Annotated in this window: 13 protein-coding genes; 6 read left to right on the top strand and 7 right to left on the bottom strand. The window is 58.5% G+C overall.

Annotation, left to right across the window (positions count from 1 at the left end):
• Window positions 1-149 precede the first annotated feature (149 nt).
• Entirely contained in the window at window positions 150-1,166 is a 1,017-nt protein-coding gene (gene gntR / locus QRN48_RS23005; protein WP_285353503.1) for an HTH-type transcriptional regulator GntR, read from the bottom strand.
• Between the two features lie 268 nt (window positions 1,167-1,434).
• On the opposite strand from gntR, the gene QRN48_RS23000 reads away from it, so the two are divergent.
• From QRN48_RS23000 to csrA, 3 genes are all read left to right on the top strand, one after another.
• Window positions 1,435-1,950: a gluconokinase gene (locus QRN48_RS23000; protein WP_285353584.1), complete on the top strand. Its 516-nt coding sequence runs from the start codon at window positions 1,435-1,437 to the stop codon at window positions 1,948-1,950.
• A gap of 130 nt (window positions 1,951-2,080) precedes the next feature.
• On the top strand, window positions 2,081-3,433 hold the full coding sequence (locus tag QRN48_RS22995; protein ID WP_191945138.1) for a GntP family permease: 1,353 nt from the start codon (window positions 2,081-2,083) through the stop codon (window positions 3,431-3,433).
• 588 nt (window positions 3,434-4,021) lie between these two features.
• Window positions 4,022-4,210 (top strand): carbon storage regulator CsrA, encoded by a 189-nt coding sequence (gene csrA / locus QRN48_RS22990; RefSeq protein WP_037012727.1) that lies wholly within the window; start codon window positions 4,022-4,024, stop codon window positions 4,208-4,210.
• Window positions 4,211-4,488: 278 nt separating this feature from the next.
• On the opposite strand, the gene QRN48_RS22985 is transcribed toward csrA, so the two are convergent.
• Window positions 4,489-4,725 carry an HP1242/YdcH family protein gene (locus tag QRN48_RS22985; RefSeq protein ID WP_037009174.1) on the bottom strand — a complete coding sequence of 79 codons (237 nt, stop codon included), beginning with the start codon at window positions 4,723-4,725 and terminating at the stop codon, window positions 4,489-4,491.
• 161 nt (window positions 4,726-4,886) lie between these two features.
• Between QRN48_RS22985 and QRN48_RS22980 the strand changes: the two genes are divergently transcribed.
• Complete coding sequence (locus QRN48_RS22980; protein WP_285353502.1) at window positions 4,887-6,143, top strand: M20/M25/M40 family metallo-hydrolase; 1,257 nt, start codon at window positions 4,887-4,889, stop codon at window positions 6,141-6,143.
• A gap of 78 nt (window positions 6,144-6,221) precedes the next feature.
• Here the strand turns inward: QRN48_RS22980 and QRN48_RS22975 are convergent, their stop codons facing one another.
• Window positions 6,222-7,589, bottom strand: coding sequence for a pyridine nucleotide-disulfide oxidoreductase (locus tag QRN48_RS22975; RefSeq protein ID WP_420806871.1), 1,368 nt, complete (start codon window positions 7,587-7,589; stop codon window positions 6,222-6,224).
• A gap of 944 nt (window positions 7,590-8,533) precedes the next feature.
• On the opposite strand from QRN48_RS22975, the gene QRN48_RS22970 reads away from it, so the two are divergent.
• Entirely contained in the window at window positions 8,534-8,845 is a 312-nt protein-coding gene (locus tag QRN48_RS22970; protein WP_285353501.1) for a hypothetical protein, read from the top strand.
• Window positions 8,846-8,857: 12 nt separating this feature from the next.
• On the opposite strand, the gene QRN48_RS22965 is transcribed toward QRN48_RS22970, so the two are convergent.
• From QRN48_RS22965 to QRN48_RS22955, 3 genes are all read right to left on the bottom strand, one after another.
• Window positions 8,858-9,340, bottom strand: coding sequence for a hypothetical protein (locus QRN48_RS22965; protein WP_285353499.1), 483 nt, complete (start codon window positions 9,338-9,340; stop codon window positions 8,858-8,860).
• Between the two features lie 109 nt (window positions 9,341-9,449).
• Window positions 9,450-9,689 carry a DUF1652 domain-containing protein gene (locus QRN48_RS22960; RefSeq protein WP_037009165.1) on the bottom strand — a complete coding sequence of 80 codons (240 nt, stop codon included), beginning with the start codon at window positions 9,687-9,689 and terminating at the stop codon, window positions 9,450-9,452.
• 356 nt (window positions 9,690-10,045) lie between these two features.
• A complete protein-coding gene (locus tag QRN48_RS22955; protein ID WP_037009164.1) occupies window positions 10,046-10,522 on the bottom strand; it encodes a GNAT family N-acetyltransferase in 477 nt (158 codons plus the stop codon).
• Between the two features lie 344 nt (window positions 10,523-10,866).
• On the opposite strand from QRN48_RS22955, the gene QRN48_RS22950 reads away from it, so the two are divergent.
• On the top strand, window positions 10,867-11,799 hold the full coding sequence (locus QRN48_RS22950; RefSeq protein WP_285353498.1) for a hypothetical protein: 933 nt from the start codon (window positions 10,867-10,869) through the stop codon (window positions 11,797-11,799).
• Window positions 11,800-12,018: 219 nt separating this feature from the next.
• Here QRN48_RS22950 and QRN48_RS22945 read toward each other — a convergent pair.
• The coding region (locus tag QRN48_RS22945; protein ID WP_285353496.1) for a DUF2931 family protein at window positions 12,019-12,785 on the bottom strand (767 nt) is incomplete at its 5' end.

Genomic DNA, 12,785 nt, shown 5'->3' with positions numbered 1-12,785 from the left:
TCGCCAGGCGAACGACGGTGTGCCCCATACACCGCGTTCGCCAGCAAGCCGGCTCCTACAGATTATGCGTTCGCCGCAAAACCACTGTAGGAGCGCGCTTGCCCGCGAAAAGGTTTTAAAGCCCGACACTCATCCTGCTGGCCAACCCGTCAGGTGCTTTCCCGCACCACCAATTCAAACCCCAAATCCACCTGCGCCTGCTGAACGGTGCCGTCCAGCAGACCGAGGAGCAATTGCGCGGCGCGCTGTCCGACTTGTTCACGCGGGGTGCGGATAGAGGTAAGCCGGGGGACCATGTGCGCGGAGCCCGGCAGGTCGTTGAAGCCGATCAACGACACCTGCTGCGGAATCCGGATGCCCCGCCGCAGCGCCTCCAGCGTTGCTCCCTGGGCCAGGTCGTCGTTGCAGAAAAAGACGCCGTCCACGTCCGGATGTTCCTCGATCAGTCGGCCGAACAGCTCGCTGCCCAAACCGATGGAAGAAGGCAGCGGCGAGGCCACTTGCAGCGTTTCGTCATACAGCCCCTGGTCTTCCAGCGCGCTGCGAAAGCCAACCCCGCGCTGAAGCACACGAGGGTCGAGTTGCGCCGCGACATAGGCCAGACGCCGCCGGCCTCGGCTCAATAAATGCCGCGCCGCCTCAGCCCCCGCCTGTTGCTGGGAAAATCCCACGCACGGCTCGGCACGAGACGGGTCCAGTTCCATCATGTGCACGCAGGGCACACCGCTCGCAGCCAGCAACTGCTGCGCCGCTGCACTGCGGTCAAAGCCGGTCAGCAAGATGCCGCGCGGTCGCTGGGAAAGATGACTGCGCAACAGGTTCTCTTCTTCTATGGGCGAGTAGTGATAGTTGCCGATCACCACTTCGAGCCCGCGGGGCCGCAGGACGGTTTGAATGGCCTCAAGGGTTTCGATAAACAGCTGGTTGGACAGCGACGGCACCAGCACCACAACTGACTGGCTTTGCGACGATGCCAGAGCCCGCGCAGCAGGATTGGCGACATAGCCTAGACTCAACGCAGCAGCGCGGACTTTTTCAACCAGCTCCGGCGCCACCGTGGCCACGCCGCGCAAGGCACGGGAGGCAGTAATCGGCGACACAGCGGCGAGTTTTGCGACTTCATTCAGGGTGGGACGACCAGTGGAGCGGGAACCAATTCGTGTCATGCGTTGCCAACTGATTGGAAGAAAGCGGCGGGGGTTGCGATTGTCTCGGATGGGCTCTAAGGTAGCGCTATCTCACGGAGGCCCGCAACTTTTCGATCGCTTCAACGACTGGATCGGTGCATCTCATGGATCAGCGAGATACCCATAACAATGACTACACCTGGAAACAGTCTTTCCGGACTTGCACACCATTCGGCGAAGACAGCGCTGTCTCCGGGACGAGGTTTTTATGACTACTGCTCCACAAGCTATTTCCGCCATCGTGGTAATGGGTGTTTCCGGCTGCGGCAAGAGTGCCGTCGGTGCTGCCATCGCTGAGAACAGCGGCGGCCGCCTGATCGAGGGTGATGCGTTCCATCCTCCTGCCAACATCAAAAAGATGAGCGACGGCCATCCGCTCAACGACGAAGACCGTGCCGGCTGGCTCACCCGCCTCGGCGAGGAAGTCGCCGCAGCACTGGCCAAAGGCGAAAAGCCTGTCCTGACCTGCTCCTCCCTCAAGCTCATCTACCGCGACCGTCTGCGTGCAGCCGTGCCGGGCCTGGGTTTTGTGTTTCTGGAGCTGACCCGGGAATTGGCCACCGAACGTTGCGCTCACCGCCCCGGGCATTTCATGCCGGCCAGCCTGGTCGACAGCCAGTTCGCCACCCTCGAGCCTCCGTACAACGAAGACCGCACGTTGGTCGTGGATGCCACAAAGCCGATCGAGACCATCGGTGTTGAGGCAGCCAGCTGGTGGCGCGATTCGCAACTCCAATCTGCCAGTGCTCTCACCGGCTCTTGATCACTGATCAGGCGTGAGCGACAAAGATAGCGCTGTCTCTGACGGACCTGCCCGGCTAACCGGCAGGCCCCCAACCAACGGCGCTGAGCAGTAGCTCCAAAAAAACAAAATACAACGGAGAGACACCCCCATGTTTGGTATGACTCAAGAGACGTATCTGCTGGTCGATGCGTTGGTGACGATCATCGGCCTTGTGCTGTTGATCACCAAGTTCAAAGTCCACCCTTTCATCGCCTTGACCATTGCCGCAGGTTTTCTCGGGCTGACCTCCGGGATGCCAGTGGAAAAAGTGATGAAGTCGTTCCAGGACGGCTTCGGCGGCGTGCTGGGCTTCGTCGGTATCATCCTCGGCCTGGGCACCATGCTCGGCAAGCTGATGGCCGACTCCGGCGGCGCCGACCAGATCGCCCAGACGCTGATTCGTCGCTTCGGCAAGGATCGCGTCCACTGGGCCATGATGTTTTCGGCGTTTCTGGTGGGTATCCCGCTGTTCTTCGAAATCGGCTTCGTGCTGCTGATCCCGCTGGTGTTCATCGTTGCCCGTCGCAGCGGTGTGTCCATCGTCAAGATCGGTATCCCGTTGCTGGCAGGCCTGTCTGCTGTTCACGGCCTGGTGCCGCCGCACCCGGGCCCGCTGCTGGCCATCGGCATCTTTAACGCGGACATCGGCAAGACGATTTTCTACGGCCTGATCGTAGCGTTCCCGACGGCCATCATTGCCGGCCCGATCTTCGGCAAGTGGATTGCCAAGCGCATCCCGGGCAATCCTTCGCAGGAGCTGATGGACCAGATTGCAAAGGAGTCGACCAACGAAAACCTGCCAAGCTTCGCCATCACCCTGGTGACGATCCTGCTGCCGGTGTTCCTGATGCTGCTCAAGACGTTTGCAGACATTGCCCTGCCAGCCGGTCATATTTTCCGCATCTGGATGGACTTCATCGGTCACCCGATTTCGGCCCTGCTCTTCGCCCTGCTGCTGGCTTTCTACACCTTCGGTTCGGCACGCGGCTTCAGCCGTGAGCACGTCATGAAGCTGCTGGACCAGAGCCTGGCACCGGTCGCAGCCATCGTGCTGATCGTCGGTGCTGGCGGTGGCTTCAAGCAGATGCTGGTGGACAGCGGTGTGGGCAACCTGATCGGCCACATGGCGGTTCAGGCGCAGATCTCGCCGATTTTGCTGGCGTGGCTGGTGGCTGCGGTGATCCGGGTGGCTACGGGTTCGGCAACGGTCGCGACCATCACCGGTGCGGGCATTGTCGCACCGGTGGTTGGCATGGTGCCCGGCGTCAACCGCGAACTGCTGGTACTGGCGACAGGCGCAGGTTCGCTGATTCTGTCCCACGTGAACGACGCAGGCTTCTGGCTGGTGAAGCAGTACTTCAACATGACAGTGGTTGAAACGCTGAAAACCTGGACCGTGATGGAAACCATCCTGTCGGTCGTTGGCATCATCCTGATCATGCTGTTGTCGCTCGTGGTCTGATGCGCTGATCGCAGCCTTCTGCTGCTGCGATCCTGCTCGCCGCACCCCATGCCCACCCTCGCGGTGGGCATGTCGTTTCTGACGCCGGGTGAATCCAAAACGGCCTCTTCGGCGAACCTGCTTCAACCGGCGGGCTTGCGTGAATCCTCGCAGATACAAAACCGTTCACACATCCGGTCATCAATTGGATTAAAGTTACGCCGTTTTGCCGATATCAATCGGGAAGTCTCCTACACTCCTTCCAGAAAACTCACACAAAGCAACCTAATGAAAATTTCATTGCCGCGTGGCACGAGTTCTTTGCAATAAAGCCCAAAGGAGTGTGGAATAGGCGCCGCGCGGGGTCGGCTATCGATGTGATAGCCAATTCGCACAGGAATATACCGCCAGCATCAGGCAACATTCGCATGCCGGTCGGCCCCGGGAACGACGCCAACTGTGTCAAAGCCGCGCACCTGGGGAATTAAAATCGTACCAATGGCGTCATACTGATGAACGCATTTGGATGCATCCGGCATTTACCACCACCCAAAGGCTCACGCCAGCCTCCCGGCAGAGGCGCTTCATGAGGCCATCAAGGAAAAGATTATGTTGATACTTACCCGTAAAGTCGGCGAAAGCATAAACATTGGTGACGACATCACCGTTACCATTCTGGGCGTTCAGGGCCTTCAAGTCCGTCTCGGCATCAACGCTCCGAAAGATGTTTCAGTGCACCGCGAAGAAATCTACAAGCGCATCAAGGCCGAGACTGCACCGGACCAGGATCCGCAATAAGCCGACCGGCTTATGCTTATTCGATCACTGTCAGCCACCACCCGGTGCTGACAGGTCGGCGACGGCGACTGACCAGACGCCGTTTTTTTTCGTCCGAACTTTGGATCCATAGTTGTTTGCCAGCGCTAACTAAGCCCGGCACAACACCATGATTGATCCCGGCCGAAGATGAACTTCCTGAAAGTCTGGCTAGTTGTCAGACAACAGGAGACGCCAACTAAAAACGGCCGACCTCCATAAGAGGTCGGCCGTTTTAGTTGCTGCGGCATTAAACCGGATCAGCTGGCTTCGCTTAACTGTCTGGCAATCTTGTCTTTGGCCAGCAGGCGCTTTTCCTTGAGCGTGCGCAGCTCGTCGTCGGAAGCATCGCCCTTGTCTTCGATACCGACGATCTGGGCGTCCAGCTCATCGTATTGATCGACCAGTGCGTTGAGCTTCGCGTCCCCACCCCGGCGCTTGCCGAGTTCTTCTTTGGTGACGCCCAAGTCTGCGTACAAATCGTGCTTAACCGGCATGAGTGGCTCTCCTCGACTGACTAATGTAGGAATGTTGAGGGTAGCTCAGCGCAAAGGTTCGGCGTTTTTGCCAAAGCGAACAGCGTTTTTTGCGATGCGTAATGCCGGGCAACGGGCTACGGTAGGGGTGGAGACCCTTTCATGCCATCCAAGGACCGACCATGACATTGACCCTCACCCGCTCTCTTCTTGCCAGTGCGCTGACGCTTGGCATCGCCGTCTGCGCAGTAGCGCCCGCTTGCGCGGCCGAACCGAACAAAAACGTCCAGACCAGCGCCTACCAGTACAAGGACGAAGCCCTGAAACTGCTGGAGCAGCTGGTCAATATAGATTCCGGCTCCGGTTACGAGCCGGGCCTGACGCAAGTACGCGACATTGTCGTCGAGCAGCTCAAAGCCCTCGGCGCGACCATCGAAATGTTCCCCAATACAGCACCCGATAAAAGCCAGCATGTGGTGGCTACGCTCAAGGGCACCGGCAAAGCCAAAATTCTGTTGATGGCGCACATGGACACTGTTTTCAAAGAAGGGTCGGCTGCCGCGCGTCCCTTCCATATCAAGGACGGCCGGGCATACGGCCCCGGCGTGATGGATGACAAAGGCGGTATCGTGGCCGGCATTTACGCACTGAAAATCCTCAAGAAACTCGACTTCAAGGATTACGCACAAATCTCCTTCCTCCTGGATGCCAGCGAGGAAACCGGCTCGGCTGCCGCCACTGCGCTGATTCAGAAGGTCGCCAAACAGCATGACGTGACGCTGAACCTTGAGCCGGGGCGACCCGCCGACGGCCTGGTCATCTGGCGCAAGGGCAGCGCAACCGCCGTGGTCGACGTCAAGGGCAAGGCCTCCCACGCCGGCGTTGCGCCAGAACTGGGGCGTAACGCTGCCATGGAGGTTGCGCACCAGATCCTGCAGCTGGGCAAACTCGGCGACGCCGACAAAAAGACCACCATCAACTTCACCGTGCTAGACGCAGGCGACCGCACCAACGTGATCCCGGACCACGCCACTGCCAAGGCGGACGTGCGTGCCGCCGTACCGGAAGAATTCGACCGCATCGAGAAAGACCTGGTGCGCGTTTCGGCTGACAAATTGATACCGGACACCGAAGTGACCACCCGCCTTGAGCGCGGCCTCCCGCCGATGCCGCAGACACCCGAAACCGACAAACTCGTCGACATGGCTCAGGGCATTTACGCAGAGCTGGGCCGCAAGCTGACTGTCGAGGGCAGCGGCGGCGCGGCGGACGCCAGCTTGTCGGCAGGCGTGGGCGTGCCAACGCTGGACGGCTTCGGCATTGTTGGCGGCAACATCCATACGCCCGAGGAGTACGCAGAGGTCGAGAGCGTGTCCCCGCGCATCTACCTGCTGACGCGGATGATCATGGAGCTGGCGAGCAAGACCCCGGCCAGGTAAACGCGTTACACCTCAACTGCGGGCAAAAAAAATCCCGGCCACCGTTAGGGCGCCGGGATTCAGGTACTGCAAGCAGCGTCAGGATTGCGCGCCAGCCAGTACGGGCCAGAGGAATGGCAGCCGTTCTTCGGTACGGCTGGAGACCAGCCGCGGGACAGCCATGGCCGGGTGCATCGCGGGCGTCTGCAAGCGGGTCAGGACCGAATCGATAACCACGCCGCTGGCGTCGTTATGGAACTGCCAGACGCCGTAGATACGGCCGTCGAAAGACGCTTCGCTGCCCAGTCGTGGGTCAACCCCCAGCCCCGCCCCCAGACCAAAGAGGTGCAAGCCGTGCAGCCGCTGCCCCGTGGCGTCCAGCGGACACCCGGTAGGATCGGAATCAAGCCCGCCTTTGACCTCAATCAGCCGGATAGCCTCGCCGTCGGCATGACGAAGAGTCGGCAGCAAAGGCTGGTACCCGGTGGACTGCACCACGATGTGGGCTTCGGCCAGGGCCTGACGGGCACGCTCGAATTGATCGCCTGCACCATGGCCGGTCTGCAGCAACTCCACGCGTACGCCGGTTTTGCCGATCCGTCCTTTGGACAGCGCTTCACGGCCAACGTCCAGTGCTCGATAACGCAGGCCTCCCGAGCGATTGACGCGACCTGAAACGGGACACACGTCCTTGGCTTCATCAAATGCATAGCCGGCGTCGAGCGCGGCCTGAGCGGTCTCGTAGAACAGGCGAATGGGCGAGCGATGGACAAGCGTGACCTCTTCCAGCCCGGCGAACTCCAGCGCGTCCGCAAGATTCTCAAGCACCGAGAACGCGCTGTGCGACCCGCCGACCACACAAACCTTGCCCTTGGCAGCCAGTGCCTTGGCGAACAGATGACGCAGTTGCACTGCATTCATCCTCAACAGGGCATCGGCGCTCTGGATCTGCGCCGAGGGGGGCACTGCCAGGCCCTGATCCGCCAGGCTGTCGAGCAAGTGTTGCGGGTTTTGCCAGCCGCCCAGGTTGAGGACTACTGCACGGCTGCGTATGCGTCGCGTGCGGCCCTCGGATTCGACCCACACCTGATAATCGTCGCCATCGCGAACGATCTCGGTAATGGTCGTGGCGGTCCATAACTGCACGCCATAGCGTTCGACGATAAAATCGAGCACCAGCTTTGAGGCTTCGGCCAGCAGTTCGGCGACATCGGCCAGCTGAGGTGCGCTCTGCGCCTGATGGCGGATGCGCCAATAGGCTGGTGATTGTTCCAGGGGTTCGAACACGTCGCGCAGGGCAGGATCGCGCAGACAATCCAGGAACACATCGCCGACCGAGTTGGCCGTGATGCGGTAATCACCCAAACGACCCGTGCCCGGCGTGGGACTTGCGTCGACGATGATTAAGCCTTCCTTGGCGAGTTCTGGCATGGCGCCACTTTTCAGTGCATTGAAAAGCAGTCCCATTCCCGCAGGTCCTGCACCTCCCACTACGCAACCGCAAACGGTTTCCAGATGATCTCCTTGCATAACTGTTACTCCACGCTGGGTCGTTACCGTATCGCCGCTGTCGTTATAAACGCCCACGATGAGGTGCGCGGTTTACTGGCGTTTGGCTGACGCGATGTTTTGACGTTCAAGTTAAATCAACTAAGTGCCGTAATGGCGTGCTGCCTGGCAGGCATGACTACCGCAGTGACGACTGTGCCGTCACACGTATCTAAGGATCGAAATCAGCGCATAACCGCTCATGACGGCCAGGGCTCTGGCTTGGGGTTTCCAGCGACACAACGGTCGCAGACAGGACCCAAATGCCCGACAGATGAGACAAACGCCGCGGCCTCTGTGTCGAGACGCTACCGTCAACTCGCTCCGCGCCTGCACTCATGGCCCGCTGGCACGAAAGCTCAGCGCTTGATGGGGGCGGCCGTTTTTAGAAGTTGAAAACGTGAAGCGATAGTTACAAAGAACCCATGGAGTGTCAATTTTTTGAGAAAGAATGAAAAACTGACCTCTATGCTCATAAGCCGTTGATTTAAAATGCATATTTATTATTGACGCCATTTTAACCACGCTCTATCGGCGTGTCATTTGTTTATAAAATAGGTTTAACCTTCTGTTGGGTAGTTGGAGCCAGTCCATTTCTTAATTTAACGATGTGATTGTCGCGCACTAACTCGCTTTCCGATCCGCACTTTTAACATCATCTAGTTTTTCAACTTCCTCGAACCATTATTGGCGCCAAAATTCAACTAACAGGTTTGCAGGAAAGGCGGCTCTTTAATCGCGACTTTCGTGCATCGATCCGATGGGCGGCGGCAGATGCCGATAGATGATGAGAACTATTTAGACCGTGAGTGCCTCCATTGTCATGACCCGCCACTGTGACAGGGATAGAGAGGTGACTACCCGTGAACACTGACAATGACAACCCTTTCAGCATCGCTGAAATTGACTATTCGCGTGACACGCTGTTTGGGCCCATTCCGATGCAGGCAACGTGCAGGGTGCAACTGGCCAGCGTGGAGCATGGCGGCCATCGTCTGCGCGAGCTGACCATCTTTGGTGACGTGCCGGAGTACCTGCCCAAATCAACCGTGATTCGGGTTGCAATGGAAGGACGTATAGAGGCAGGTCCTGTGCGTGAGCACTATGTCGTTCGTGACAATGGCGAGCAGCACTTCAAGGTGGTGTTTGAAAACGAACACCACCAGGTGCACTGATCAGGATCAGAGCTATTGCGCAGTGCCGTGCACATGTACGGCCTGAGCAACGCCGAGTGGGGCCGCAGGCGGACTGCGCAATGGACTGGGCGGGGGCACTTGAAAAGGCGACGCTGCCAGCGCGGAATGCGCCGGGGAATTCTGCTCATCGACAGCAGAGGGCTGAGCGACCGGATTGCCAGCGCCATAACGCAGGCCGTCCACCTGAGGCTTGACCTCAAGGACCGGCTCGGGAGGCAGCAGCTGCTCACGCTCCAGCGACGTCATAGGCGGCTGAAAATTGGCATTGCGCGTCTCAAGCCGCTGCAACATCGTGCTGATGGTCGTCCCGCCTATCACCGCAATACACACCAGCCCGCCAATTCCAAGAACGACCTTGCGGCGCCGGTCGGACGGCTTCAACGGCAACTCATCCGCAAGCACAGGCTCGTCCGGGCGGGCCTGTTCCAGCCCCGTCCGGGATAACTCATCAACGTTGGGTTGCGTATGCGGCATGCAGATCCTCAATGTCCCGCCTGGCCTGATCGCGGCCTGAGCACATCAACATAAAGTGGAACGGCGATTATTGCTAGAGCCCCTCTCTGCCGTTCTGCGCCGCAAACCGTCAATGTCGGGTCTTCTCGAGTTCAGCTTGCAGCTCCCGGATTAGTACGCAGAGCGCGTGGCTGTTGTCGAGCGTGTCCAGAGCGATATTGGACGCCACCAGCTCGACGCGTTCGGTGGCGGGGTCTATGACCTCCATCGTCATGACATCCTCCATGACGGTGCAATTGCAGCGCAGCGGAAGAAATGCACTTTCTATAATTCCGCGCAGCTCCAGGTTGGAAAGTGTGCAGGCAATCATCTTCAATCCTCCACAGGCAGGACTGTTATGACGCGCTCAGCCACTCGCCTGACTTCAATAAACCCAGTGCCGTGTCAACGGCCTTTTGCCGCCCTGCCGCCATCCGGCTGGGCAGCCTATATCAGGTTATACGCCGCGCCCCAAAGTGGCGCAAACGCCCAGGGGCGCCGCTCTAATGCAGAGCGATAAAGGGCAGCCGGTTGCTTGAGACAGGACGTGACAGAGGAGTGCGCATTAATCGTTTCAGGCCGAGGAAATCGGATCCGAAAACGCGAAATTGCCAGATGGGCTGAGATAGCGTAAGCGCAGCGCCACTCGTCGGAGGGCGCTGCGCGCCGACGAGTGACATCGGATTATCAGCTGCGCGGAAGTTTCAAGTGGATCAGCGCGACACGAGCGCCTTTTTTGTCCTGACGCTCTTCGATGGCGAATGGCTTGAAACCCAGCTTGGGATAAAAGAGCAGGCCGGGGACATTGTGATTGAAGCAGGAGGCCGTCAGTTCTGCGGCTTCGTGCTTGCCGAATGCAAGCTCCATCATGCAGCCGATCATGTACCGCCCTACCCCTTTGGAGCGAAAACGCGGATCGATGATCACATTGCCCATCGAACAGCGGCCGCGGAAGTCATACCGGGAGAAGTTGGCGAACCCGACCACTTGCCCGTCCAGTTCGATCACGGTGTTATCGGAACGCTGCTCAATGGACTCGTTGAGCTGCTCTGGGGTCAGCGGATAGACCGCTTTGGGAAACATATAGAAGAGCTCATCAATGCTCTGTGGCATTTCGCATATGAAAGGAACGTCTTTTTCTTCCAGGGGGCGATGAAGAAACATGCGGGTTAACCTCTCGAAGAAAGTGGAGCCGTGAGCGGACTATAGCTGCAGACGCCGTGCGTCGACGTCATAAGACACCATCCCGAACAGAATGTGCCTGAATGTTACAAGTTTGCCGAGCCGCTGTTAACCAGGCCTCGCAACCCTTTGACGCGTCAGCGATTCCGCTGACCGGGCAGAACGCCCATGCCTTAGAGCTACGTCATGCATTTTGCATGACCAAAGCGCAGCGTAAAATCGCATAAGTCTATGATTTAAAACGATTTTATCCCCGATTCCAGAACTGGCACAAGCGGTGCACCGTTTTGGGGAGAAGCACAAAATCACTCGCACGGAGCAGCACCATGAACGTCACACCTGATTCCTATCCTGCCGCTGTTGAGGAAACCACCTCGGTCTCGGGCGTGTCCTGGGGCGCCATCTTCGCAGGCGCCGCGGGCGCTGCTGCGTTGTCTCTGATTTTGGTGCTGCTGGGGTCCGGTCTCGGATTCTCGGCCATGTCGCCTTGGGCGAATGAAGGCGCCAGTGCCAAGACCATTGGCATCTCAACCGTTGTCTGGCTGGCGCTGACGCAGATCGTTGCGTCGGGCCTTGGTGGATACCTAGCCGGGCGTCTGCGTGTCAAGTGGTCCAACATGCATGGCGATGAAGTCTACTTCCGTGATACCGCGCATGGCTTCCTGTCGTGGGCAGTCGCCACGCTCGTGGCTGCGGTGCTGATCGTAGGCTCGGTCAGCGGCATCGTTGGCAGCGGCGTTAAAGCCGGCGCCACCGCAGCAGCGGGCGTCGCAGGCACAGCGGCTACAGCCGCAGGCTCTGCTGCCGGCAATACCAGTAGCGACCAGTACGGTTATTTTGTTGATTCACTGTTCCGCGACGACCGCCCTGCTGCCGTCAGCGACGATGCTGCACGTGGCGTGGTGGTGCGTATCTTCACCAAAACCATGTCCAATGACGGTCAGCTGGCCCCGGAAGACCGCACCTACCTTGCACAACTGGTCGCTCAACGTACCAACATGAGCCAGGCCGATGCACAGGCCCGCGTTGATCAGGTTTACGGCCAAGCCAAGCAAGCTATAGCAGACGCCAAGCTGAAAGCCCAACAAGCCGCTGACGCTGCTGCGAAAGTTGCTGCAATGAGCGCGCTGTGGACCTTCGTTGCCCTGCTGTGTGGTGCTTTCATAGCCAGCCTCGCCGCTATCTGGGGTGGCCGTCGCCGTGATGCGGTGACTTATGTCGACACCCGCACCTATACCAATACTTCCAGCATCCGCTGATTAAGGAGAGTCATCATGCGTTCATTACTTCTTTGGTTCCTCGGCATCCCAATCCCGATCATTATTTTGATTGCACTGTTTGTGCATTGATATAGTGGTCTAGAAACCGCGCTGGTCTCCATGAGAGACGGCGCGGTTTTTTTTGGCTTGGGGTTTATAGATGTTGGCGGCGAGAACAGATATTAGGTGTGCTCGGTTTTTCTTGTGCTTTGGGCAGGATTACCAACTGCCATAGGGAATACCGTGTTGGTCGATGTAGGCTTTGTTCTCAGGCTCAAGTGGTATGTACTTGCCTTTGCTGGCTCCGCGGTAAGGACCACGCGGCTCTACTTCGGCCTGAAAACGACCGATTTCGGTGAAACCCAGGCAGGAGCCGCCGACCCAGATTTTTACAATTCCTCCGGGTGCCATGCCAAGCGAGATTGTTTCCCGATAGTCGATCTTCCATTGCTGATTCCACTGGCATAGAACCCGTTCGGGCCTAACCATCTCATCGCGTACCCACTGCGGAATTTGAATTTTGAGCTTATAAGCCTGCGGCTCGACCAAAGACTGCCAGCGCAGGAAGATCTGGTCAGGGAGATCGACGTTATTGATAGGTTTCCCTCCTGAACCCCCCCGGTGCCAGCCCTCGGTTTTTCCGGTATAGCTGGCAACACCACCATGTACCCGATAGAAAGCAAGTCCGCGCTTGTCCAGCACATCGACGGTCTCCACCCACACCTCCATATGTTTGGGTGCAGCGAAGCCCACATACCAAGCCGGGTACGGCAGATTAGGCGTCGGCGGCAATCTCGGCCCATTCGCACACGCACTTAAGCTGCACAACAAAACTACCGCACAGGCCAGGCGCCTCATTCTCGATACACAGTCGGCTTCAGGTTGCTTATGCGGGCGCCGTGGGCTTGGCGGCACCACACGACTATTGAACCGAAAGTCCTTGTGAGCGCCCATGGCAGGATTACCAGCTTCCATAGGGAATACCG

This window comes from Pseudomonas sp. ME-P-057 (genome assembly GCF_030208975.1).
GTDB lineage: Bacteria > Pseudomonadota > Gammaproteobacteria > Pseudomonadales > Pseudomonadaceae > Aquipseudomonas > Aquipseudomonas lutea.
Note: the sequence above shows the minus strand (reverse complement) of the source record. Positions and strands in the feature narration are given on the sequence as shown.

Coding starts and splice junctions, on each gene's coding strand:
- QRN48_RS22985 (WP_037009174.1), bottom strand. CDS start 4,725: ATGCCGGTTAAGCACGATTTGTACGCAGACTTGGGCGTCACCAAAGAA.
- QRN48_RS23000 (WP_285353584.1), top strand. CDS start 1,435: ATGGGTGTTTCCGGCTGCGGCAAGAGTGCCGTCGGTGCTGCCATCGCT.
- QRN48_RS22995 (WP_191945138.1), top strand. CDS start 2,081: ATGTTTGGTATGACTCAAGAGACGTATCTGCTGGTCGATGCGTTGGTG.
- gntR (WP_285353503.1), bottom strand. CDS start 1,166: ATGACACGAATTGGTTCCCGCTCCACTGGTCGTCCCACCCTGAATGAA.
- QRN48_RS22965 (WP_285353499.1), bottom strand. CDS start 9,340: ATGCCGCATACGCAACCCAACGTTGATGAGTTATCCCGGACGGGGCTG.
- QRN48_RS22950 (WP_285353498.1), top strand. CDS start 10,867: ATGAACGTCACACCTGATTCCTATCCTGCCGCTGTTGAGGAAACCACC.
- QRN48_RS22960 (WP_037009165.1), bottom strand. CDS start 9,689: ATGATTGCCTGCACACTTTCCAACCTGGAGCTGCGCGGAATTATAGAA.
- QRN48_RS22955 (WP_037009164.1), bottom strand. CDS start 10,522: ATGTTTCTTCATCGCCCCCTGGAAGAAAAAGACGTTCCTTTCATATGC.
- csrA (WP_037012727.1), top strand. CDS start 4,022: ATGTTGATACTTACCCGTAAAGTCGGCGAAAGCATAAACATTGGTGAC.
- QRN48_RS22980 (WP_285353502.1), top strand. CDS start 4,887: ATGACATTGACCCTCACCCGCTCTCTTCTTGCCAGTGCGCTGACGCTT.
- QRN48_RS22975 (WP_420806871.1), bottom strand. CDS start 7,589: ATGGGACTGCTTTTCAATGCACTGAAAAGTGGCGCCATGCCAGAACTC.